Source organism: Capnocytophaga sp. H4358, assembly GCF_002302515.1.
GTDB lineage: Bacteria > Bacteroidota > Bacteroidia > Flavobacteriales > Flavobacteriaceae > Capnocytophaga > Capnocytophaga canis.
This window is the reverse complement of the sequence record NZ_CP022380.1, coordinates 2,541,593-2,566,140: the sequence shown is the minus strand read 5'-3', so window position 1 is coordinate 2,566,140 and position 24,548 is coordinate 2,541,593. Positions and strand designations below refer to the sequence as shown.

Annotated in this window: 16 protein-coding genes; 9 read left to right on the top strand and 7 right to left on the bottom strand. The window is 35.1% G+C overall.

Annotated features, from left to right (window positions below; genetic code table 11):
* Nucleotides 1-7: 7 nt before the first annotated feature.
* The 3 genes from pta to CGC49_RS10805 all read right to left on the bottom strand — a co-directional run bounded on the left by pta (nt 8) and on the right by CGC49_RS10805 (nt 4,564).
* Nucleotides 8-2,092: a phosphate acetyltransferase gene (pta, locus tag CGC49_RS10815; RefSeq protein ID WP_042344339.1), complete on the bottom strand. Its 2,085-nt coding sequence runs from the start codon at nt 2,090-2,092 to the stop codon at nt 8-10.
* A gap of 829 nt (nt 2,093-2,921) precedes the next feature.
* On the bottom strand, nt 2,922-3,377 hold the full coding sequence (gene smpB / locus CGC49_RS10810; RefSeq protein WP_042008998.1) for an SsrA-binding protein SmpB: 456 nt from the start codon (nt 3,375-3,377) through the stop codon (nt 2,922-2,924).
* 5 nt (nt 3,378-3,382) lie between these two features.
* Nucleotides 3,383-4,564, bottom strand: coding sequence for a proline dehydrogenase family protein (locus CGC49_RS10805; protein ID WP_095894365.1), 1,182 nt, complete (start codon nt 4,562-4,564; stop codon nt 3,383-3,385).
* A gap of 220 nt (nt 4,565-4,784) precedes the next feature.
* Here CGC49_RS10805 and aroB point away from each other — a divergent pair, with 220 nt between their 5' ends.
* From aroB to CGC49_RS10785, 4 genes are all read left to right on the top strand, one after another.
* Complete coding sequence (aroB, locus tag CGC49_RS10800; protein ID WP_095912763.1) at nt 4,785-5,849, top strand: 3-dehydroquinate synthase; 1,065 nt, start codon at nt 4,785-4,787, stop codon at nt 5,847-5,849.
* A 26-nt stretch (nt 5,850-5,875) separates the two neighbouring features.
* Nucleotides 5,876-8,434: a reprolysin-like metallopeptidase gene (locus tag CGC49_RS10795; protein WP_369801088.1), complete on the top strand. Its 2,559-nt coding sequence runs from the start codon at nt 5,876-5,878 to the stop codon at nt 8,432-8,434.
* 5 nt (nt 8,435-8,439) lie between these two features.
* Nucleotides 8,440-9,339: a PorP/SprF family type IX secretion system membrane protein gene (locus CGC49_RS10790; RefSeq protein WP_095912762.1), complete on the top strand. Its 900-nt coding sequence runs from the start codon at nt 8,440-8,442 to the stop codon at nt 9,337-9,339.
* 188 nt (nt 9,340-9,527) lie between these two features.
* Nucleotides 9,528-9,938, top strand: a complete 411-nt coding sequence (locus tag CGC49_RS10785) for a DUF4293 domain-containing protein (protein WP_095912608.1) — start codon at nt 9,528-9,530, stop codon at nt 9,936-9,938.
* A gap of 174 nt (nt 9,939-10,112) precedes the next feature.
* Here the strand turns inward: CGC49_RS10785 and CGC49_RS10780 are convergent, their stop codons facing one another.
* The 3 genes from CGC49_RS10780 to CGC49_RS10770 all read right to left on the bottom strand — a co-directional run bounded on the left by CGC49_RS10780 (nt 10,113) and on the right by CGC49_RS10770 (nt 15,042).
* Entirely contained in the window at nt 10,113-10,646 is a 534-nt protein-coding gene (locus CGC49_RS10780; protein ID WP_095894363.1) for a hypothetical protein, read from the bottom strand.
* 516 nt (nt 10,647-11,162) lie between these two features.
* The gene (locus CGC49_RS10775) at nt 11,163-12,821 is read right to left on the bottom strand and encodes a S41 family peptidase (protein ID WP_095912607.1); all 1,659 of its coding nucleotides are present in this window, start codon (nt 12,819-12,821) and stop codon (nt 11,163-11,165) included.
* Between the two features lie 190 nt (nt 12,822-13,011).
* Nucleotides 13,012-15,042: a cytochrome c biogenesis protein CcdA gene (locus CGC49_RS10770; RefSeq protein WP_095894361.1), complete on the bottom strand. Its 2,031-nt coding sequence runs from the start codon at nt 15,040-15,042 to the stop codon at nt 13,012-13,014.
* Between the two features lie 278 nt (nt 15,043-15,320).
* On the opposite strand from CGC49_RS10770, the gene CGC49_RS10765 reads away from it, so the two are divergent.
* From CGC49_RS10765 to CGC49_RS10745, 5 genes are all read left to right on the top strand, one after another.
* Nucleotides 15,321-16,520 carry a 6-bladed beta-propeller gene (locus tag CGC49_RS10765; RefSeq protein ID WP_095912606.1) on the top strand — a complete coding sequence of 400 codons (1,200 nt, stop codon included), beginning with the start codon at nt 15,321-15,323 and terminating at the stop codon, nt 16,518-16,520.
* 67 nt (nt 16,521-16,587) lie between these two features.
* Nucleotides 16,588-17,646, top strand: coding sequence for an efflux RND transporter periplasmic adaptor subunit (locus CGC49_RS10760; protein ID WP_095912761.1), 1,059 nt, complete (start codon nt 16,588-16,590; stop codon nt 17,644-17,646).
* 120 nt (nt 17,647-17,766) lie between these two features.
* Complete coding sequence (locus CGC49_RS10755) at nt 17,767-18,933, top strand: ATP-binding protein (RefSeq protein WP_095912605.1); 1,167 nt, start codon at nt 17,767-17,769, stop codon at nt 18,931-18,933.
* A gap of 32 nt (nt 18,934-18,965) precedes the next feature.
* Nucleotides 18,966-20,063 carry a BF3164 family lipoprotein gene (locus CGC49_RS10750; protein ID WP_095912604.1) on the top strand — a complete coding sequence of 366 codons (1,098 nt, stop codon included), beginning with the start codon at nt 18,966-18,968 and terminating at the stop codon, nt 20,061-20,063.
* A gap of 28 nt (nt 20,064-20,091) precedes the next feature.
* A complete protein-coding gene (locus CGC49_RS10745; protein WP_095912603.1) occupies nt 20,092-23,160 on the top strand; it encodes an efflux RND transporter permease subunit in 3,069 nt (1,022 codons plus the stop codon).
* A 234-nt stretch (nt 23,161-23,394) separates the two neighbouring features.
* On the opposite strand, the gene tsf is transcribed toward CGC49_RS10745, so the two are convergent.
* Entirely contained in the window at nt 23,395-24,357 is a 963-nt protein-coding gene (gene tsf, locus CGC49_RS10740; protein WP_042344361.1) for a translation elongation factor Ts, read from the bottom strand.
* Nucleotides 24,358-24,548: the final 191 nt, after the last annotated feature.

The following is a 24,548-nucleotide window of genomic DNA, read 5'->3' as shown; positions in this document are numbered from 1 at the left end:
GATAAAATTATTCTTCCATAACGGATTGAATAGCTGTAATTAGCACTGTGTTGTAAATATCTGGAATCGTAGCTCCACGACTTAAATCATTTACGGGCTTTTTCAATCCTTGCAACATCGGGCCAATAGCTAAAGCTCCTGTTTCGCGTTGCACCGCTTTGTAAGTATTGTTTCCTGTATTCAAATCTGGGAAAATCAACACATTTGCCTGACCTGCTACCTTTGAATTTGGCATTTTACTTTTTCCAACCTTTGGATCAACAGCTGCATCGTACTGAATAGGGCCTTCGACCAAAAGGTCTGGACATTGGGATTTGACGATTTCTGTAGCAGTACGAACCTTATCCACATCGGCACCTGTACCTGAACTTCCTGAAGAATAGGACAACAACGCTACTCTCGGTTCAATACCAAAGGCCTTAGCCGATTCTGCTGAGGAAATTGCTATCTCTGCCAATTGCTCTGCGGTTGGATTAGGAACAATTGCACAATCTCCATAAACTAAAACTCTGTCATTCAACAACATAAAAAACACAGATGAAACTGTATTGACATTAGGTTTGGTTTTCACGAACTGCAATGACGGACGAATAGTGTGTGCCGTAGTGTTCACCGCTCCTGAAACCATTCCGTCAGCATCTCCCACAAAAACCATCATCGTTCCGAAGTAGGATACGTCCAGCATCAAATCTCTGGCCTGTGAAAGCTCCAACCCTTTTGACTTTCGAATGTCGTAAAGTTTCTGCACATATTCCTCGTACTTAGGGCTTTCAACGGGGTTTACGATAAAAATACGCCGTTCATCCCATTTTAAACCTAATTCATTAACACGTGACATGATTTTTTCAGCATCACCCAAAACAGTCAGATACACCAATTCATCAACTGCTAATTGAGAAGCTGCTGTTAGAATTCTATCGTCTGTTCCTTCAGGTAAAACAATATGTCTCTGTGCTTTACGTGCTTTCTGAACCATATTGTATTGGAACATACGTGGTGTAATAGCATCCGATTTGAATGATGAAATACGAGCATTCAAACTACTCACATCAGCATATTTTTCAAATAATTGAATTGATAATTTTATTTTCTCTGCACTTTCAGGATATATCTTAGATTTGATATTTCCAATACGAGTAGCCGTTTCAAAAGTACCTGATTTTGAAAGCATTATTGGAATAATCTTTTGTGTTCCATCCAAAATTTTGATTATTGAACGCTCAGGAACAATGCCTCCAGAAAGTACCAAACCAGCAATGCGAGGGTAGTTGGACGATATGTGAGCTGTTAAACTACCAACAATCAAATCCGATCTATCGGCTGGGATTACCGCCAAACAACTTTCTGAAACGTGATTCAAGAAATTATGCAATTGCATTGCTCCGATGATTGTTTTTTTAGTAATCATGTTGACATCGTCCCCTTTGTAAAGGAATTTAGCTCCCAACTCATCAGCAATTTCTTTCAACGTAGGACGACTCAAATCTTCCTCTCGTGGAATAAACGTAAAATGAATGTCTTTAAATTCCTTTTCGAGTCTTTGTTTTACGCTGTCATTATAATTCTTAACTTTGTTAACAAACACTCCCAAAATTTGTACCTCTTGTTCCAAAAGGGTGTTTACCTCAATCTGAATTTGATTTACAAGTTCATCCTCTGACAAAAAGCTGTCTTTTAAAACTACCAATGCAGGAATATTTAAGTTTTGAGCCAACGAAGCATTAAACTTAATATCGAAAACATTACTGTCTTCTAATAAATCTGTCCCCTCAACTAACACAAAATCAAACTTATTTTCCAATGCTTTGTAACGCTTGATGATCGTATCGTACACCTCTCCGATTTTTCCTTTATTTTGGAGATTTGTCACCTCGCTACGTGTATAGACATAAGCATCTTCATAGTCCATATCTAACTGAAAATGAGAAAGTACAGTTGTAATATGATTATCTTTTTGAGTTTTGCTCTCCAAAATAGGTTTAAAGTATCCCACTTTGGCCGTATTTCGCATAATCATCTGCATCACTCCTAAGGTTACCAACGATTTACCACTGTAGGCATCAGAAGTGATGATATAAACCGATTTGTTCATAAATTGTTATTTTGTTGTTTGGAATTATTTTTTGTCTTTTGGGTATAAATCTAACCATTCATCATGAATATGTCCCAATCCTTGAAGGTGATGAACATACTGCTGAAAAAGTTATGCAAAGGTACGGATTTTCATGGAAAGAACAATACTTAAATTTTCGATATTTTTTCCGTTCTCTTTTCATTTTAAGCTTCGGTACGATTTCTTGAACGCTCTGCCCTCTTATTTTTGTTTTGAAAATAAAACTAAACGGCAAAATTAAGCAAAAAGCTGTAATATACACATTATAAGGGGCTTTATTTTTTATCAGAGAAATGTTGGAAAGTAAGGCATAGGGTAATTTGACGGGTAAAAACAAAGATAGATTTCTAATCGTTACCTAATGGTAGCTTCAAATATTTTAAATAAAAGACTATATTTCAGTATTTTGCACTTGTTTTCATAGCGTGTGGTAACTCAATAGAAATTAATTTTGGGTCATGTTTTCCAAAAATGATGATTAAATATGTCCGAAATTGATGTAAAAAAGGCAATTTCAAAGGCTTTAAAATGATTTTCAAGTTTCTTTGAAATCAAAACATTTTGGTAAATCATTGATAAACAAGCTTTACAGGTCAAATTATGGTCGCCGATGAATTGGTGATGACAATCTTTGCAAAATATTTTTGCTTTCCATAAGATTTTTCCCGTTTTTCACTATCTTCGTGCTTTGACAATCAGGGCGATACAGTATAATTCTTATTTGCATTCAACAAAATAACTACATTTCCCTGATTATCATTTTTTATATCATCATACTTTTTACAATACGACCAAAAGGAAATGTGTCTTACCGTATTTTTTTGATTCTATCCAGATTACGCTTATTGTCACGCTCTTTAATTGTTTCGCGTTTATCATATAGCTTTTTACCGCGAACCAAAGCAATCTCCACCTTTGCTAATCCTTTGTCATTGATAAACATACGCAAAGGAACAATGGTAAGACCTGTATTTCGAACTTCTTTGTTTAGTTTTTTTAATTCACGTTTTTGAAGAAGTAATTTGCGTTCACTCTTTGGTTTGTGGTTGTAATGTGTTCCGTAGGCATATTCTTCAATATTCATGTTGATGACAAAAAGTTCATTTTTGTCGTTAAATTCACAAAAACTTTCAGCAATGGACGCCTTGCCCAAACGAATAGATTTAATTTCGGTACCTACAAGCACTATTCCTGCTAGATATTTATCCAATATCTCGTATTCAAATTTGGCTCTTTTGTTAAGTATGTTGATGACTTTCTGCACAATTTCTATTTCTTTTGTTTTTTTCTTCGGTCGTATTCACGCTTAAGGAGCGTCAATTCGCGTCCTGTTTGTCCTGCGACTGAAGTATTTTCTTGAGCACGACGAATCAGATAAGGCATTACCTCACGTACAGGGCCAAATGGTAGGTATTTTGCTACGTTATATCCCATTTTAGCTGCATTGAAACTGATATGGTCGCTCATTCCGTAAAGTTGAGCCAACCAAATGCGTTTGTCATTATGTTTTAAGCCTTTTTCCTCTACCAAATCCATTACTAATCCCGTACTTTTCTCATTATGAGTTCCTGCAAACAGAGAAATTCGGTCAATATGCTCTAAAATGTAGACAATTGCAGAGTTGTAATTGTCGTCTGTTGCTTGTTTTGAAATACAGATGGGTGAAATATATCCTTTTTCTTGAGCTCTTGCATTTTCCTTTTCCATATAAGCACCACGAACCACTTTCACTCCGATGTAAAAACCGTTTTCAATTGCACGTTGGTGTAGCCCTTTCAGGTAATCCAATCGGTCATGTCTGTACATTTGCAGAGTGTTGTAAACGACAGCCTCCTCCTTATTGTATTTTTGCATCATTTGTTCAATGAGCTGATCGGCAGCATCTTGCATCCAACTTTCTTCAGCATCAATCATTATTGGTAGTTTGTAGCTGGCTGCTTTTCCACAGGCTTGGTCAAAACGCTCTACGATACGCTCCCATGCTTGTTGCTCTTCATCTGTAAGTTGTTGTTTTTCGGATATTTTTTGATATATATCAATTTTTCCAAATCCTGTTGGTTTGAATACAGCGAATGGAGTTCCTTGTTTTCTGTTTTCGTGTACAAAATCGATGATTTCCATTGTTTTCTTAAATGTAGCTTCGAACGAAGCCTCGTCTTCTTTACCTTCAACAGAATAGTCCAAGATGGAACTAACTCCCTTTTCATACATTTTTTGAATAACTGGTTTGCAATTTTCTTCAGAAACACCTCCACAGAATTGGTTAAAGACTGTTTTTCGGATGAGCCACTCCACTGGAAGACGTAATTTTAAAGACAAATTAGTCATAGTTGTACCGATACCAATAAGGCTATTATTCCCAATAAAACGAAAAAGCCAATAAGCTCTTCCTAATTCAAAATTATCTTTCAGTGCGAATGCAGTTTGAGTGTCGCTAAAACGTGTAGCCATTTTTTCTTTAAAGTATTTTAAATAGTTGATTTTTAATAAATAGATGAAAGGTTTAATGATTTTAGATCATTTTTTCCACTGAGGGCAAAGGTATGATTTTTTTTTTGTCTTTTACTCATTTTTAGTCGTGTTTTTTTTATTTATAGTAAAGTTTGTTTTACTTAAATTTTAAGAGTATATTTGTCCTCTTCATACAAAGTTAATGTATCAAAAACGAGAAATGAATATACAATCACAAGGTTATTCTGTTTATTTTAGCGAAAGTAGTTTTTATTTTCTGAATAAACTTTTGCAAGAGAAAAAATATTCTAAAATTTTTATTTTAGTAGATAGTAATACCAACACTTATTGTTTGCCGTTGTTTTTAGCGGATATGGCAACAGAAACACCGATTGAAATCATTGAGATTGAGGCGGGTGAGGAGTTTAAAAATATAGATACTTGTTCTCAAGTGTGGTTTGCACTGTCGGAATTGGAAGCTGATCGCAAAAGTTTACTCATCAATTTAGGCGGAGGTGTTGTTACGGATTTAGGCGGTTTTGTAGCATCGACCTATATGAGGGGAATTGATTTTGTGAATGTTCCAACGAGTTTATTAGCGATGGTAGATGCTTCCGTAGGCGGAAAAACAGGCGTGGATTTGGGAGTTTTGAAAAATCAAGTGGGAGTGATTAACAATCCAATCGGGGTGATGATTGACACTCGATTTTTGGCAACACTTCCTGCCGAACAGTTGCGTAGTGGCATGGCTGAAATGTTTAAACACGGACTTATTCAATCGGAAATGTATTGGTATAAAATGCTTAAACTCCATGAGCTAACCATGGAAGATTTAGGGCAGCTCATCTACGAATCAGTCGAAATTAAAAATAATATTGTCAAGCAAGATCCAACTGAAAAAGGTTTGCGAAAAACTCTCAATTTTGGACATACATTAGGACATGCTATCGAATCGTATTGTTTGCAAAATTCGTCTCGACAAACACTTTTGCATGGAGAAGCAATTGCTATTGGTATGATTTTAGCCACATATCTATCCTCCGAGTTGTTGTATTTTCCAAAGGAAAAGGCTCTAGAAATCAAAAATGTATTCAATCAATATTTTGAAAAACATACGTTTAAAAAAGAAGAAATAGATCAAATAATAGATTTGTTAAAATTTGATAAAAAGAATTCATATGGCAATATTAATTTCGTGCTGTTAGAACAAATTTCACAACCAAAATTGGATTGTAAGGTAAGTAATGAATTGATTTACAAAGCATTTGAATACTATCGTTCATGAAAATTGCGGTGAGAAATATAATCTATATGTTCTTTATCTTGTTCTTTGGTAGTCTTAATGCACAAAGCTATTGGCAACCCAATAATACCACAGGAAAACAGGAACAAAAAGAAGGGAAATTTTATTATAGTCTTGATAAAGAGGCTTTTGCAAAAGCTCTTTTAAAAAATGTAAGACAAACCAGTAAATCAATAGCGGAGGTTTATATACCCAATGGAGAGGGAGATATTGAATCTTTTCGTTTGCAGGAAACACAGGTACTTTCGTCCGTTTTACAGGAAAAATATCCTCATATAAAAACTTTTGCGGGGGTTTCAGTAACTAATCCTTTGAGGAGCATCCGAATTACTTGGTCGCCTCGTGGGTTAAATGCAATCATGGAAGAAAATTTTCACTACTCTTTCATCGAATCTACTGACGATGAAGGTTTTCTTTATGAAGTATATCACCGTGACATGACCGAGAAAAATCCCATAAAATGTACTACTCAAGCATTTGCCTCAGAAAAAAACCTTACAAAAAGAGCTACGTATAGCACTGAAAATAAGGTACGTACCTTTCGGATTGCCATAGCAGCGACACATGAGTACACTCAATATTTTGGAGGAAAATCCAATGCTTTGATTCAGGTTGTAAACACCATCAATCGGGTTAATCAAGTTTATGGTTCGCAAATGTCAATTCAGTTTCAATTGGTTTCCGACCAAAATATTCTGTTTGATACAGAAGCTGCGGATCCTTTAAAAAATATCAATTATGACCAATGGTTGAATGAACAGGGCAATCTAAAAGAAGCTAAGATTCTACAAGAATTATTTGATAATCAGGTGGGTTCTGTGAATTATGACGTAGGACATCTGTTTCATCATGAAGATGTAGGTGGAAATGCAGGTTGTATAGGTTGTGTGTGTGAAAGTGGTAAAAAAGGAGCAGGCTTTTCGGCGATTAATTTTTCTAAAGTTTCTCCAGATTATTTCGAAATAGATCTTTTTTGTCATGAATTGGGACATCAAATGGGAGCATACCATACCTTTTCGTATGATAATGAAGGTACAGATTCACAAGTTGAGCCTGGGAGTGGTTCAACAATTATGGGATATGCAGGGGTGTTGATGAGCCAAAATTTACAACAACGGTCAGATGCCTATTTTCATCATCGGAGTATTTATGACATCATGCAAAACGTCAAAGAAAAACGATGTGCTATTATTACAGATTCTGGAAATACTGTTCCTGAAATTCACGATATTTTGAGTTATACAATCCCCAAAGGAACAGCTTATTTGTTAGAAGGAACAGCTTCTGATGCTGATGAAGATACTTTGCTTTACAGATGGGAACAAGCCGATAGTCGAACAAATTCGTATAGTTTTTCGCCTAATGCAAAGACCGGTGCAATAGCACGTTCGCTACCTCCTTCAATAAATTCAAAACGCTATATCCCGCGATTGAGTCGCATCGTTTCGGGACAGCTAACTCAAACGCATCCTGCCCAAAATAGTGCTTGGGAAACTGTTACTAATGTGGGACGTACCTTGAACTGGTCATTTGTGGTTTCCGATAGGAATACTTCGGCAACCACTGTTGGGAATACAACTTACAAAACGATACAAGTAGTGGTGAATGACAAAGCTGGGCCTTTTTCGGTACTTTCTCATACTACTCCATCAAATTGGTACGTAGGGCAAACCGAAACTATCCGTTGGGACGTGGCCAATACTGATAGTGATAACATCAACGTAAAAACAATATCAGTTCTGTTTTCCGAAGATGGAGGAGCTACTTTTTCTCATACTTTAGCTACAGGTATTCCTAATAATGGAACTGCAAAAATTACAATTCCGAGTATTCCGATAACAAATCAAGGGAAATTTATGATTAAAGCCGAAGGGAATATATTTTTGGCTGTTAATAAAAGTACGATTACCATCAAGGAAAACGATGATGTTGATGGAGATGGCATTATGTCAAATGCAGATAATTGCCCTGAATTGGCAAATCCGAATCAAGAAGACTTGGACAGAGATGGAATAGGAGATGCTTGTGATGATGATTGGGATGGAGATGGGGTTCATAACGATAATGATAACTGTCCACGACAATCCAACTCCAATCAATTGGATTTGGATAGAGACGGTATTGGTGATGTTTGTGATGATGATTTGGATGGAGATGGTGTACCGAACGACAGTGATAATTGTCCAGAAATCTACAATCCGAATCAAGCAGATCTGGATAACGATGGCATAGGAGATCTGTGCGACAATGACATAGATGGTGATGGCATAGCTAATGATATTGACACGTCTTTGGATTATGTTTTGATTTCCAATGCTTTTTCGCCTAATAATGATGGTATACACGACTATTTTTCGATTCTCAGGGCAGAGGAATATCCGAATAGTACCCTACGCATCTACAATCAATTAGGTCAATTGGTTTATGAAACTAAAGGTTATAAAAATCAATGGAGTGGCATGGGAAGCAATGGAAAGAAAGTGCCTCAGGGGTCTTATTTTTACATTTTTACATTAGATAATACAGAAATGTATACCCGCAAAGGTTGGATATTTATAAATTACTAAATACGATGAAAAAACAAATATATTACATAATACTAATTGGATTTATATCGGTGATAAACATATATGCACAAAATCCTACACACATATTTTATAATCAACATAAAAACTTGGTAAATCCTGCGGCTACAGGCCAAGAGAAAGGACATACCATTTCAGTGGACATACGCAATCAGTGGCAAGGAGATACTGAAGCGCCTCAAAGTCAGACTCTTTTGACCACACACCGAATCAATGAGCGTGTAAGTGTCGGTTTTTCAATTCAAAATAATAAAGTTTTTATCCAAAAACAAGCAGGATTATATGCCGATTTTGCATATGCCATACCCATAAATGAATACAGCAAATTGTACGGAGGATTAAAATTTGGAGGTGATTTTTTTAATATAGACGGAAGTCGGATCAGAACTTATACCTCTCCTCATAACACCTACTACGACCCTTATTTACAGACTATATCAGGGAAATTCCAAATAAATATAGGGACAGGAGTTTACTATGAGCATCGTGATTTTTATGTTGGATTATCTGTTCCCAATCTATTGGCATCGGAAGAAGTTAAAGTAAAAGAAGACGTAATGACTTCAGTAGCCCAACGTTTTCATATCTATGGTTTGGCAGGATATTTTTGGAAACTCTCTCCAGAATTTACTCTAAAACCAATGTTGCAGACTCGTTTTGTGAAAGATGTCAGTCCGTCATTTGATCTGACTTTAGCAGGAGTTTACTTGAAAAACAGTGAATTAGGATTGACTTACAGAACGGATAAAGCGTTTAATGCCTATATTATGTTCCACATACCAAAGTATTATGTAGTTGTGGGATATGGCTACGAAAACAATTCACAGCCACAGCTGAACATCTATGCACGAAGCTCCCATGAATTTTTGGTACAATTCAAATGGTAAATCAATAAAATTAGAAAAGTAGTCTGACTATCAGCATATAGCCTTGAAAAGCTATCTTCGATATGTCATACAAAAAAAGAGTTATGTTCGAAAAAGGGTCTCAACAGGAGCAAATAATGAAAAAAACACACTAAAAACCTTTGTAAAACGAATAAAAAGATTTACATTTGCACGTTCAAATTTTTGAGATGATTCAAAGAGTACAAACAATTTATATGCTATTTGTCTTCATAATTGGAGGCATTCTGCCGTTTATATTTTCGTTATATGTGCAAAATCAGCAGTCTGTTTATGCATACTTAGACGATGTTTTGAGTGGTATCTTTTTTGGAATATCAGCTGTTTTAGCTGTATATACCATATTTAAATATAAAACAAGGCAACTTCAGTTTGTTTTGAATAGACTGAATATCCTTATAAGTCTTACTTTACTAGGAATATTTGTATATCGAGTGCTAAGTTCATCCGGAGAAAGTGGAATTTCTGAGAAGGGTGTTGGGATTTTCTTACCCGTCCTTTCTATCGTTTTTTTGTTTTTAGCTAATAAAGCTATCCGACGGGACGAAGATCTGGTAAAATCAGCAGATCGATTGCGATAAAGCCTATAATCTTAGTAGTGTTAGTGCGTTAAGAGAACCTAAGTTTTTACTTAGGTTTTTTTATTGATAAAGTTTTTTAGAGGCTATTTCTAATTTTTCGCCTTTTTCTGAACAGAAAAAAGATAGAACATGTTTCATAATACAAAAATTAGCCTCAATTAAGGGTGTTTGAAATTATGACTGAACAGGCAATGTCATTTTTTCAATTTCTTTAATTTCAATCATAAACTCATCTCCTAATTGTAAGTTTTTTTTACACCAATATTTTGTTATATCTCCATTATTGGAGTGATTAGTTGCTAAAAAATCTAAATCAATTTCTGTTTTTTCTTCTTTATTCAACACAGTTACAATTAAATGAATACTTCCTTTTTCAACTACTGCCGATAGTTTCTCTTCTTTTAAAGTTAGTTCAACACCAATGTTCTTAGGATGCTCAAAAAAATGACTTTCAATTTCTGGAGCTCGTTGTATTATTGGAGAATTTACAGTGATTTCTTCTACCTTTACAGTAAATTTAGCCCCTAAAAATAATTTTTGAAGAAGCCAAAGTGGATAAGTTTCCGTTTGCATATCATATCCACCAAAATTTACGCTGACACAATTTCGTGTATCTCGTATCATTCTACTGATAATCAATCCAATAGAACCTTCTTTGAGAGAGGCAAAGAAAGTTTTATTATCTGTTGTTAATTTTAATCCTATCATATTTTTGTATTATTAATAATCCAAATATCTTTGGGCTCTACAAAAATGTAGCAGTCATCGTATTTTTTATATTTCAAAGTTATTTTTTCTTGAGGAATCTATACGTTCTTCGCATCTCCGTATGATTTTAAAAGAGTCATAATATCCAACAACAATTCTTCTATAATGCCCGCGACAGCTTCTTCTGAGTGGGTTAGCTCTGCAATAGCTATTGCCTAAATTGTTCCTAATAAAGTCTAGTTATTACATCAACTTCATCAGTTACTACCATTTTCCGAATTTTCATCTTTATCAATTTACCATAATAAATCTTTTTCTAAACGAGCAAGTGTAAGTCTATTTCCAACTCCTTTTGGTCTTCATATAATTAGCTCTTCTTTTACCTTCTCATTTATTTCTCTTAATGCCATTAGTATAAAACAGAAGTAATATACAATAAATCGTTTTGTTCGGACTTAATAAGGGTTAAAATTTCTTTATTGATTTCGGTTGTTTTACAACACGCCTTTTTGGCTTTTAATTTTTCTTTTTTGAATCCTCTTTTGAAGTAGTTTTTTTAACAACTTTCTTTTTTGTTATTTTTTTTCGTTTGGCAGGTTCACCCTTGTAATAATACATGCTCTTTTCAATATACAAATCACCTTGATTACGGAGCATTCCCGCTGTATTATCATCATACCAAATTTCAGCTAAACTTGCTTTCAGATATTTGGATATATCATCTCTATTTTTTTTGAAGTCAATAAATATTTTTCGTTTAGACAGAAATTTAGAGAATGCATTCAGCATTTCTTTGGAGATTTTGTAATCCTTAATAAAGCTGCTCTTCTCGGGTTTTACGTTAACTTTCGGATAAGTATCCAAATACTCAAATAAAAAGAAATTTGTCAATCCTGAATTAAGTAATTCATTGACCAAATAGGTTTCAGGCTTGATGTCAGAATGCAGATACACATCTGGATATATCCCTCCTCCTCCGTAAACTACCTTACCTTTAGGCGTAGTAAACTTCAGTGAATCAGGCATTTTAGAGCTATTTAGTTGGAAATTACGAATTTGTTTTCTGCTGTAAGGCTTTTGAATAGACCTTCCTGTTGGAGTGTAGTAACGAGCTGTGGTCAATCGTATGGCAGACCCGTCAGGTAGAGGCATTTCACTCTGTACTAACCCTTTACCAAAAGTGCGTCGTCCGATAATTACACCGCGATCGTTATCCTGCAAAGCTCCTGAAACAATCTCACTTGCCGAGGCTGTTTGCTCATTTACCAATACAAAAACAGGCTGTTCTTCAAACATACCTCCACCAGTTGCATAGGTTTCATCAATTTCCTGACGATTGTTTTTAGTGAAAACAATCATCTTATCTTCTTTTAAAAATTCATCACTAATATCGATTCCTACATTCAGTAGTCCTCCGGTATTATTTCTTAAATCTAAAATTAAGCTGTTAATTCCTTTATCTATAAGTGTTTGTAAAGCAGACCTAAACTCTTGATGAGTAGTTTCAGCAAAGCGATTCATACGAATATACCCCAAGGTATCGTTCACTTTATAAAAGCAATCTACACTTTTAATAGGAATATGTTTTCGAACTATTGGGAGCGTAAAAATACTATCATTGGATTTACGATAGATGGTTAAAAGTACTTCTGAATCCTTTTCTCCCTTGAACGTATTGCGAACCATCTCTGAAGTTAATTTTTTACCAAAAAGAGTGTCATTGTCAGCTTTTAAGATACGATCGCCTAATTGAATGTTTTTACTGAAAGCGTCACTCTCCTCGATAGGTTTCATTACCGCAATAGTGTCTTTATACATATAAAAACTAATGCCTACACCTACAAATTTACCACTGATGTTTTCTGAAATTTCTTGAATGTTTCTCTTTGAGATATAACTTGAATGTGGATCCAATTTTGATAAAATCCCATTAACAGTCAACTCAACAATACTGTCAGGATTTATTTTATCTACATAATCATTTTCTATGTAATCAATCAGTGTCCCAAGTTTTTTTTTACTTGGACTTTCAACAATAGAGTCAATATCTACCACAGGAGTTGGTGTGGGAAGAGGTTCTTGGATATAAAAATCGGACAGAACACGCCCAAGAAAAATGCCTATTCCCAAAATGACACTTATGATAATGGGCAATATGTATGTTTTTATTCTCATATACTAAAAGAGGTTGTCTGAAAAGTGGTTCTTACATGATTTTGGGATTCCATCGCACGAAAAAGGAACTCCTACACACGATTTCTCAGAATTTTAAATACGAAGGAAAACTAACAGGCAAAGTCATGATGCCAAACTCAACTTCTCGGACAACCCTTTATCTATATACAAATTTCATTGTTCCGAGTGGCTATTTGAAAGCCCCCACTCCTTTCGTTAACCATTGATGAAACTCATCAACATCAGGCGTGTAGCCAATCGGATCAATAAGGTTACTTTCATCGTGGTTCATCAGCACGTAAAAAGGTTGTGAATTAGCTTTATAACGAACTGTTTGAAACTCACTCCATTTTTGACCTATGTATTTAATTTGCTTACCTGGTTTTAACTTTGATTCAACTATTTGATTTTCAGGAAGTGGTCGTTTATCATCCACGTAAAGGGAGATTAACACCACATCGTTTTTCAATATGTCAAGTATATGCGGTTTAGCCCATACGTTTTGTTCCATTTTACGACAATTTACGCATGTCCAACCTGTGAAGTCTAACAAAATAGGTTTATTCACTTTTTTTGCATATGCTATTCCTGTTTCATAATCGTCAAAAGCTAAAATATTGTGAGGTTCCAACAGATGAGCTCCTTCGGGTAGCCTGTCCTCTTGACTTGATACGATGCCTCCTGTTTTAGTATATCCTACTCCATAGGGCGACTCACTATAGTGTTGTGGTGGAGGAAATGCACTAATTAAGTTCAGTGGAGCTCCCCAAAGTCCAGGTATCATATAAATCGTGAAAGTTAAGGATAATAGACCCAAACTCAAACGTCCTACCGAAATTTTGTCTACGGGAGAATCGTGAGGTAATCTGATTTTTCCGAATAAATACAAGGCTAATGTTCCAAAAACAGCTATCCAAATCGCTATAAACACCTCTCTCTCAAGCCAATGATATTGATAAGCTAAATCTGCGTTCGACAAAAATTTGAAAGCTAAAGCCAATTCTAAAAATCCTAAAACGACTTTTACAGTATTCAACCATCCGCCTGATTTTGGCAATGAATTCAACCATCCTGGGAAAGCTGCGAAAATAGCAAATGGCAATGCAATGGCTAATGAGAAACCAAGCATACCAATAATAGGAGCTATACCACCCTTAGAAGCTGCTTCTACCAATAATGTACCTACGATAGGCCCTGTACAAGAGAATGAAACAATAGCCAATGCCAAAGCCATAAAGAAGATACCCACCAAACCACTACGGTCGGCTTGCGCATCCACTTTTGTACTCCACGAACTGGGTAAGGTTAATTCAAACGCTCCTAAAAAAGAAGCTGCAAAGAAGATCAATATCAAGAAAAATATAATATTAAACCAGAAATTACTCGCCAAAGCGTTCAAAGCATCTGCACCGAAAATTGCAGTTACTACTGACCCCAACACAACGTAAATTACGATAATTGATAGTCCGTAGAAAATAGCATTTCTGATACCTTTGATTTTCGATTTACTTTGCTTTGTAAAATAACTTACAGTCATTGGAATCATCGGAAATACACACGGAGTGAGCAAAGCAGCGAACCCAGAAAGGAACGAAATAAAGAAAATACTCCAAAGTCCCTTGTTTGCAACATTTTTATTGTCATTTTCTTCCACTTTTTGTGTTTCCTCCTTAACTGTTTTGTCGTTTGGAGTTTTATCATCTCCTTCTAAAGAAAAAATGCCTGCGTTGGAATTGTCCACAGATTGCGTTTGGTTAGCCTCGGTTGAACCTGTGTTTTCACTAAAGATAAACATCAAATCAACCGTATCAGGAGGCAAACAGTTAGCATCATCACATACCATAAACTCCACACCAGCTTTAATGGAAGATAAAGGTTTTAAGATTTTTATACGCTGTTTGAAAGTTGCATTTTTATAGAAAAAGCCGATTTCCATATCAAAAACAGCATCGTGCTTCACTACCGAACCCGTTTCAACTGTTTTACCAACCAATTCAAAAGTACCATCGTTGATGTATTCAAAAGTTGTAGGAACAGGACCATTTGGTGGAATTGTTTGTGAATAAAGTTTCCATCCTTGGTCGATTGTAGCAGTAGTTACCAAGTCATATTCTTGGTCATTAATTTTTTCTACTTTGGTATCCCATTTGACAGGATCAAAAATTTGAGCATTTACCAAAATAAAACTAACTGATAATAAGAAAGTTAATATTTTTTTCATCGTATCACAAAAGTTTTTTTAATAACAAACGACAAAATTAGTTTTTTTGTGGAAAAAAACAAAAATATTCTTTATTTTATTGAAGTGGCTACCACTTAACAAAATAAAGTTTTGATTTGTTTCGAAAAATTTTTACATTTGCTCCAATGAATAGTTTCTTTTTGAAAGAAATTAATTAGATTCTATGGATAATCAAACTCACAAAAATTGCGTATTTAACGAATAGTCATATAATTACTGTCGTAAAACTTTTTTTACGGCAGTTTTGATTTTATATTATGAAAAAGAATATTTTTATACTTTTTTGTTTAGTTTTTTTCTCTTGCCAACAGAGTAAAAAAGGAACAGTTGTAGTCTGGAATAACGAAGGGGCAGAAACGTTTGTAATAGATGCTGTGAATAAAAAAAGTAATCAAACGACTAATTTGAATGATTACATTGAAAGTTGTAGGGTTGTTCCCTTAGAAACAAGAAAAGATGCTTTGGTAAACAAAATTGAGAAAGTAATTGTAGCCAACAATAAGGTTTATCTACATTGTGATAGAGATAAGATATTAATATTTGAAGCAGATACAGGGAAGTTTATAAACAAGATTCATGCCGTTGGTCAAGGTCCAGAAGAATATACAGAGATTACTGATTTTGCAATAGAAAAAAGAACAAACAACATTTGTACATACGATGAACGCAAGCACAAAGTGATTAAATATACAGCAGATGGACGGTTTATCAATGCAGTTAGGACAAAATTTCATGGGTTGAACATTTATAGCGTTAATGATTCCATCTATGCGGTATATGATGATATTAATATTTTGACATCTGAGAAGAGTGACTTGCTGTTGGTAAATAATGATTTTTCAAAACTTGAAGAACTATATTTTCCACATCAAGAAAGATTTTACAACAGAGCTCCTGAAAAATCTAATTATTCAAAACATCACTACTTTAACACGTATGATGATAGAACTTACATAACCCCTTCAATTTATCATTATACGTACGAAATCATTGGAACAAAATTGAAACCTAAATATAATTTTGATTTTGGAGATAAAAATATAGAGCCTACTGACGATATATTTTTCACAGAGGATTTGGTTGACTCAGGAAAGGTTTTTGGTGTTAACTATTACGAAAATAGTCGTACTCTTTTTGTTGAATATGGTCTAAATATGACCAGGCATTTTCTATATATTGATAAAGAAACAAAAAATCAAGTCTTTATGTTGGGTAAAGATTGGAAAAATATGCCTTTGCTGTACTACATTTTTACAGGCAAAATAGTAAGAGCTGTAAATGAAGATGAGGATACATTTATGACTTTAACTTGGTTTGGGGAAGATGATTTTATAAAAAATAACGAACATTTTCTAAATGCAACAGACAGTCTGTACCTACCCGAAATTGATAAATTGAGAAAAGTTAAAAGTGACGATAATCCTGTATTGATTTTTTTTAGAATGAAAAAGTTTTAACATTATGAAAAGTCACGAACACATGTTTTTATCGTTATATCAATCTATTTTCAGAAATCCAAAAAAAATGAAGAAAATAATACTATCTACCATCGGTTTAATTTTTTTATTATCTTGTAAAACAGATACTACGAACGCAAAAGAAGAAAACGTACAGCAGTTGCTTCCCGAATCGCCTACAGAAGTAACCGTTATGCCATTACAATCTAAGCCATTTACGCACGAACTTGTTAGCAACGGTAAAATACACGCCTCGCAAATGGTAGGTCTCAAATTCAAAGCTAACGAAAAGATTGCTCGTATTTTGGTTAAGAATGGTGATAACGTAACCCAAGGTCAGATAATCGCTGCTTTGGATGGATTTTCTTTTGAAAACAAATTACAACAAGCCCAAGACGATGTGAGTCGTGCCCGTTTGGAGTTACAAGATATGCTTATCGGTCAAGGGTTTAAGCTGAAAGATTCCGCAAATGTCCCTCTGCAAACAATGGAACTTCTCAAAGTAAAAAGCGGTTACAACAAAGCATTAAGCCACTACAAAATGGCTAAAAACGAACTTCAAGGTGTTACTTTGTACGCACCCATCAGCGGAACAATCGCCAACCTGAATAGTAAGCCCAACACATATCCTGATATGTCAAAAGACTTCTGTAATATCGTGAATCGGCACAGTATGGAAGTCAGTTTTCCCATTATGGAAAGTGAATTAGGGTTCATACAAAAAGGAGACGAGGTGGAAGTAATGCCCTTTTCGATGCCCGATGTGAAGATGAAAGGGAAAATTACCGAAATCAATCCATGGATTGACCAAAATGGAATGGTACAACTCAAAGCCTCTGTGGCATATCATCCGAAAATGGTAGAAGGGATGAGCGTTCGCGTAAGTATTTTCCGAGCATTGGAAAAACAGTGGGTAGTTCCAAAATCGGCAGTGGTTCTGCGTACCAACCGAAAAGTTCTTTTCACATTGAAAGACGGAAAAGCCTTTTGGAACTACGTTCAAACAGGTTTGGAAAATGCTACCGAGTACACCATAACAGGCGAAACCCTCAAAGAAGGCGACCCGATTATCGTTTCTGGAAATATTAATTTGGCTCACGAATCGCCTGTGGTGGTGAAAGAGTAAGTTGAGACATTGACATTTTTAAAGTATAACTTTAAAAATGTCTGAAAATTAAATGCAAGAATCTTGTATACATTTGTGGAATATATTATTTTTGGACAAAATTAAAGTTGCACTTTAAAAATGTCGAATATTAATATACATATAAGGAGAGAATTATCAACTGAGCTCATAAGATTGAGTGATTTTTACTCAGTTTTGGTAGTTACAGGGCCGAGGCAGTCGGGAAAAACAACCCTTTGTAAGGTGAATTTTCCTTCCTATCACTATGTGAATATGGAAGATATTGCTTTACGAGAACAAATTATGCTCAATCCGAAAGCATTTTTGAAACAATTTCCAAAAGGGTTAATCATTGATGAGGTTCAAAATGTTCCTGAATTGCTTTCGTATATTCAAGTAGTTGTAGATGAGGATAATTCACGAAAATTTGTTCTCACGGGGAGCAACAATTTTTCATTGATGCAAGGTATCACACAATCTTTGGCAGGTAGAGTTTCCGTTTTTACGCTGTTGCCTCTTTCGCTACAAGAATTAGGAGATATTCCATATAGAACAGACACTAACACATTGATTATCAATGGTGGGTATCCAGCTGTTTGGGCGAAGAAAATCCCTGTCCAAGACGTTAGCCGAAATTATTACAACACTTACATAGAGCGAGATGTGAGGCAGTTGATGAAAGTCAAAAACTTATCTAACTTTCAAACTTTTATGAAGTTATGTGCTGGACGCATAGGCACAGAATTGAACATAAATGCTTTATCGAACGAAATAGGAATTTCATCACCCACACTTAAAGAATGGTTTAGCATTTTGGAAGCATCGTACATTGTTTTCCGTTTGCCTCCATTCTTCAAAAATATAGGGAAAAGATTGGTAAAATCACCTAAAATATATTTTTACGATACAGGATTGGCGTGTTTTCTTTTGGGAATAGAAACACCACAACAATTGGCGGTGCATCCGTTGCGGGGAGTATTGTTTGAAAATATGGTAGTTTTGGAGTTTTTTAAAAATAAGTTTAATAAAGGGGTTTTACCAAACTATTATTTCTATCGGGATAAAAACCAAAAAGAAGTAGATTTGATAGAAGAAAAAGCCAATGAAATGAAGGCTTATGAAATAAAATCAGCACAGCTTTTCAATAAGAATTTTATAAAGAATTTAGACTATATCAAGAATCTATTAGGAGAAGAAGTGATTTCTACCCAAGTGATTTACGATGGAGAATTAACAGTCCATTCATCTGAAAACGGAATGGTTAATTTTAGAAATATTCATTTTTGAAAATTGGATAAAAACCAATAAATTACAGAAACATGACAAAAAGAATTTTACCAATGTTGTTGTTTGCAATCGGATTGTTTTCTTGTAAAGACAAAGAGCAAGATCAAACAAATGGAATACGTATTTTAAAAATTCAAGATTCTGAAAAACAAGAAGTTATTGATAAAATAACGTATCTTCCTATTCAAGAAGATGAACAGTTTTTGTTTTCTGAATTATCGAAGGTAATCATTAAAAACGATTGTATTTATATCTTGGATTTACACCAATCCAACTCGCTTCTATGTTTCTCAAAATCAGGGAATTTTATAAGAAAAATAGGCAATCAAGGACAAGCATCGGATGAGTATATTCGTTTACAAGATTTTGATGTAGATGATTCGTATATATATTTATACGATAGAAGACAAAAGAAAATGTTGACTTATGATTTGGAGGGAATTTTTATCGAAAGTAAAAAAACTCCTTTTGTAGGTAAAAATTTTAAGGTATTGCCAAATCAACAATTTCTTTTTGCTTTGGCGAAAGGGGATGGAAAAGAGCCTTTACTTGTGCAGACATCCGCTGATTTTGCAGATCAGAAAAATATACTAAATTTCCAAAAAGAATACGTTGACGACAACGGAACGCCTACCGTTTTTCAGCCTTCACAAGAGCATATTTTATTTAACAGAGCGGTCAATGACTCTGTATTTGTGTTGAATAAAACTGGCGCGATAGCTTCTACTTATGTCTTTGATTTTGGAACTAAAAAAGTACCTAATGACTTAAAAAACAGCTATGAGACCTTGGTGGAAGTTAGAAAAGAAAATGATTTTGCTTATCTGATAGGTGCACCATTGCTGATTCATAATAGATATTTGGTAAGTGAAATTTTTTATGAGGGTAGTAAAGCTACTTTACTATATGATTTGAACGAAGATAAATGTGAAATAACTCAATGGTTGCCTGAAAAAATGTATTCAACAGACATCATTCTACCAACAGCTGCTTTTGATAATGGGGTTGTTGGCTGGATGGATATCGATGTTTACGATGTTTTGAAAGAAAAACCAACACTTTCTGGTGATTTGATGAAGCATTTAGAAGAAGGGGGTAAAATACTTACGTTTTACCATTTTAAAAAATAAATAGGAATAATCTGTCAGAAAAAGTAACATGATAAAATTCTTACTTACGCGTCCGATAGCAGTACTGATGAGCTTTTTAGGGCTTATCATCGTAGGAGCCATTACTTTTGGTTCGTTGCCTGTTTCTTTGTTGCCTGATATTCCCATTCCCGAAATTACGGTACAGGTTACGGGCGAAAATGTATCGGCACGTGAGTTAGAAAACACAGTCGTTACTCCCATTCGTCAGCAACTGCTACAAGTGGGTAAATTGCGTGATATTACAAGCGAAACCCGTGACGGAAACGCCATTATTCGTCTGAAATTTGATTATGGAACGAATACCGATTTGGCTTTTATTGAAGTCAATGAAAAAATTGACGGTTCTATGAGTCGTTTGCCTCGTGATACCAAACGTCCGCAAGTGGTAAAAGCGAGTGCTACCGATATTCCTGTGTTTTACCTAAACCTTTCTCTTAAAGACGATAAAAGCTATTCCGAACCTGATGAACAGCGTTTTTTGGAACTGTCAGAATTTGCTCAAAACATCGTAAAACGCCGTATTGAACAACTTCCTGAGGTGGCAATGGCTGATATTACGGGCTATATGCAACAGCATATCCGCATCATCCCAAATATGGATTTTTTGGAAACGGTTGGACTTCAACTCTCGGATATTGAAAATACACTACAAGCCAACAACGTAGAGCCTGGTAGTATGGTGGTTCGTGATGGCTATTACGAATATAATATCAAATTTTCATCGGTGCTTCGCACCATAGAAGATGTTAAAAACATTTATTTCAGAAAGGGTGACCGACTTTTGCAACTCAAGGATTTTGCCCAAGTAGAATTATCCAAAAAAGGGGAAACGGGTCTTTCGGTTACAGATGGCAAACGCAGTGTAACGTTGGCAATCATCAAACAGTCCGATGAGACAATGCAAAATCTCAAAGAAAGCCTGTACCAAACCCTTGACAATCTTGAAAAATCATATCCCGATGTTCAGTTTTCCATCAATCGAAATCAAACAGAATTACTTGATTATACCATCAGTAATCTGAATCAAAACTTGTTTTTAGGCTTTGTTTTGGTGTTTTTGGTGGCCATCTTCTTTTTGGGAGATGCCAAATCGCCTATGATCATCGGGCTGAGTATGTTTTCGGCTTTGATTATTTCATTTGTCTTTTTCTATTTGTTTGGCAAATCGCTAAATATCATATCTTTATCAGGAATGATATTAGCTTTGGGAATGATGATTGACAGTGCCATTATCGTTACGGATATCATCACCCAACATCGGGAAAAAGGAGAAACTTTGTTTGACGCTTGCGTAAAAGGGACTAATGAGGTGATTACGCCCATTTTGAGTTCTACTTTTACCACCATTGCCGTTTTTTTACCTCTGATTTTTTTAAGTGGGATTTCGGGAGCCATCTTTTTAGACCAAGCCTTTGCCGTAAGTGTGGGGCTGTTGGTTTCGTATTTTACGGGAATTATTCTGCTTCCGATTTTGTATCATACCTTTTATCACAAAAAATGGCTTTCCAAAACTACTATTTTTCGAAAAACACAACAAAAAATTGATAAAATATTATTTTCAAGCTATGATAAAGGCTTCAATTTTACATTTTCACACAAGAAACCATTGTTTTTAGCAATTACTTTGATGATTCCGCTATGTTTTTTGTTGTTTAGGGTGGTTCCGAAGTCCAATATGCCTCATTTAGACCACATCGAACTCATCGCTAAGGTAGAATGGAATGAAAATATCCATATTGACGAAAATAAAAAACGAACTGACAAACTATTTCAGTCTGTGGATGAGTGGACAGTAGAAAGTGCCGGATATATAGGTAATAAACAGTATTTGTTAGAGAAAGAAAACAACCTATCCATCACGGAATCAGAGGTATATTTCAAAGCAAATTCTCCAAAGGAAATAGAAAAAATTAAAGAAAATCTAAGCCAATGGATGCATAAAAATTATCCACAATCAGTGCTTACATTTGCTCCTCCAAAAAATATTTTTGAAAAGATTTTCGATACCAATGAAGCTGACATAATAGCTCAGTTATACTCAAAAAATCGACAAAAAACCCCTTCCATCGCCGATATTAAGCAAGTACAAACACGCATCAAGCAGAGTTCGGGCATCTCCTCAGTAGATATTGCCTTTGAAGAGCAGTTTGTCATCACCATAGATAAGGAAAAACTGTTACGTTACAAAGTGGATTACAGTGAGGTACATCGTGAGCTTAAAACAGCCTTTAAGAACAACGAAATAGCCACCCTGCGTTCATACCAACAATATTTACCCATAACCCTTTCAGGAAACTTGCAAACCATCAATCAGGTACTTCAAAACACAATGGTTCGCACCAACTTACGGGATGAAAAGGAACAATTTATAAAAATCCCGTTACAATCTTTGCTCAGTATTTCGAAAGGACAAGATTTAAAAACAATCGTTTCGGGTAAAAACGGGGAGTATATTCCGCTTGTATATCCAAGTTTGGAAAATGCAGAAAACTTTATACAAGCCACTGAAAACGAACTTAAAAACGATTCACAGTGGGAAGTACAATTTGCAGGTGGGTTCTTTTCAAGCCAAAAAATGCTTGGTGAATTAGTCGTTGTACTCATTATCTCCATATTATTGATGTACTTTATATTAGCAGCTCAATTTGAGAGTTTTACTCAACCTCTTATAGTGCTTATTGAATTGCCTATTGATATTGCTTTTGCTTTGTTACTTCTGTGGGGTACAGGACACACGCTTAACCTGATGAGTGCCATTGGAATTGTAGTTTCTTGCGGAATTATCATCAATGACAGTATTTTAAAAATTGATATGATTAACGAGCTTCGTAAAGTGAATGTGCCTTTGATGGAAGCCATACATACCGCGGGACAAAGGCGTTTACGTTCCATTATGATGACTTCTTTAACCACAATTTTGGCAATGACACCACTTTTATTTTCGTTTGATATGGGTTCAGAATTGCAAAAGCCTCTTGCTGTCGCAATGATAGGTACAATGATGATGGGAACATTGGTAAGTTTGTTTATTATTCCGCTAATTTATTGGTTGATTTATAGAGATAAAAACAAATAGTTCACTCAGTCCGAAAATTAAAGACAATGTGGTAAAAAATGGTGCTTAAAAACCTTGTAAAGTATTGTTTTTTTAAGAGTTATAATGAAATCACTTCGATTATAACTCCTGCAAATATATAAAAATAAGTAACTATGATTTTTAAAAGACTTTTTTACCACATTGCCAAAAATAAAAGAAGCTGTCTAAAAAACATAGGACAGCTTCTTTATTATAAATTAATTTCCCTATAAATTACAAACTAACGCGTTTGAATGTAGTGATTTCAACTCCTTTTGAAGCCACATACTGAGACACTTTCTTAGTTTCATCAGAGATATATACTTGATCTAATAAAGCCTTCTCTTGGTCTAATGAAGTGTTATCACTAATGAAGCGTTGCAATTTTCCAGGAAGGATTTTGTCCCAAATTTGCTCTGGTTTTCCTTCTGCTTTCAATTCAGCTTTCGCATCTTCTTCCGCTTGTTTCAACACTTCGTCCGTAAGTTGAGCATACGATACATATTTAGGAACATTTTTCAAAGGTTTCCCTAAACGCACTAATTCCTCATTCTCTTTTTCAATAACAGCGATACGAGCCTCTGTTTCTTTCGCAATATAGTCAGCAGAAAAATCTTTGTAAGACAATGTTTCGGCACCCATAGCAGCGATTTGCATAGCCAAGTTTTTAGAAACATCATTAGCGTCAGCGACATTAGCTGATAAACCTACCAAAGCAGCAATCTTATTACCGTGGTGTATATACGCACCTACAAAAGGAGCCTCTATTTTTTCGAAAGCCCCTACTTCGATTTTCTCACCAATAACTCCTGTTTGTTCAGTCAATTTTTCAGCAACTGTTATTCCCTTATAGTCAGCTGCCAACAATTCCTCTTTTGAATTCACAGAAAGAGCCATCTCAGCCAAATCTTTTGCCAAAGCAACAAAGGATTCATTTTTAGCTACGAAATCCGTCTCACAATTCAATGAAACGATAGCTCCTTTAGTGTTATCTCCGTTTACTTTTGCAATAACAGCTCCCTCGCTTGAATCACGGTCAGCTCTTTTTGCAGCAACTTTTTGTCCCTTTTTACGTAGGATTTCAATAGCTTTGTCGAAATCTCCTTCTGCTTCAATCAAAGCACCTTTACAATCCATCATACCAGCTCCTGTGGCTTGTCTCAATTTGTTTACATCTGCGGCTGTAATATTTGCCATAATTTTGTGTTGTATTTTATATTAATAAATTCGTTAAAAAAGAAGAAGTAATTACGTTTTGAAAGGCATATTTCGCAAACATAATTACTTCGTTATCTGATTTTAGAGAGTATCTGAAATATTAAAACTTGAAAAACTCTGTCATTGTTTCCCTACTTGGTCAGGATGGCGTTGAACGAGAGAAAAGAATC

Coding starts and splice junctions, on each gene's coding strand:
- aroB (WP_095912763.1), top strand. CDS start 4,785: ATGAATATACAATCACAAGGTTATTCTGTTTATTTTAGCGAAAGTAGT.
- CGC49_RS10765 (WP_095912606.1), top strand. CDS start 15,321: ATGAAAAAGAATATTTTTATACTTTTTTGTTTAGTTTTTTTCTCTTGC.
- CGC49_RS10790 (WP_095912762.1), top strand. CDS start 8,440: ATGAAAAAACAAATATATTACATAATACTAATTGGATTTATATCGGTG.
- pta (WP_042344339.1), bottom strand. CDS start 2,092: ATGAACAAATCGGTTTATATCATCACTTCTGATGCCTACAGTGGTAAA.
- CGC49_RS10785 (WP_095912608.1), top strand. CDS start 9,528: ATGATTCAAAGAGTACAAACAATTTATATGCTATTTGTCTTCATAATT.
- CGC49_RS10780 (WP_095894363.1), bottom strand. CDS start 10,646: ATGATAGGATTAAAATTAACAACAGATAATAAAACTTTCTTTGCCTCT.
- CGC49_RS10770 (WP_095894361.1), bottom strand. CDS start 15,042: ATGAAAAAAATATTAACTTTCTTATTATCAGTTAGTTTTATTTTGGTA.
- CGC49_RS10795 (WP_369801088.1), top strand. CDS start 5,876: ATGTTCTTTATCTTGTTCTTTGGTAGTCTTAATGCACAAAGCTATTGG.
- CGC49_RS10745 (WP_095912603.1), top strand. CDS start 20,092: ATGATAAAATTCTTACTTACGCGTCCGATAGCAGTACTGATGAGCTTT.
- CGC49_RS10805 (WP_095894365.1), bottom strand. CDS start 4,564: ATGGCTACACGTTTTAGCGACACTCAAACTGCATTCGCACTGAAAGAT.
- CGC49_RS10760 (WP_095912761.1), top strand. CDS start 16,588: ATGAAGAAAATAATACTATCTACCATCGGTTTAATTTTTTTATTATCT.
- CGC49_RS10750 (WP_095912604.1), top strand. CDS start 18,966: ATGACAAAAAGAATTTTACCAATGTTGTTGTTTGCAATCGGATTGTTT.
- tsf (WP_042344361.1), bottom strand. CDS start 24,357: ATGGCAAATATTACAGCCGCAGATGTAAACAAATTGAGACAAGCCACA.
- CGC49_RS10755 (WP_095912605.1), top strand. CDS start 17,767: ATGTCGAATATTAATATACATATAAGGAGAGAATTATCAACTGAGCTC.
- CGC49_RS10775 (WP_095912607.1), bottom strand. CDS start 12,821: ATGAGAATAAAAACATACATATTGCCCATTATCATAAGTGTCATTTTG.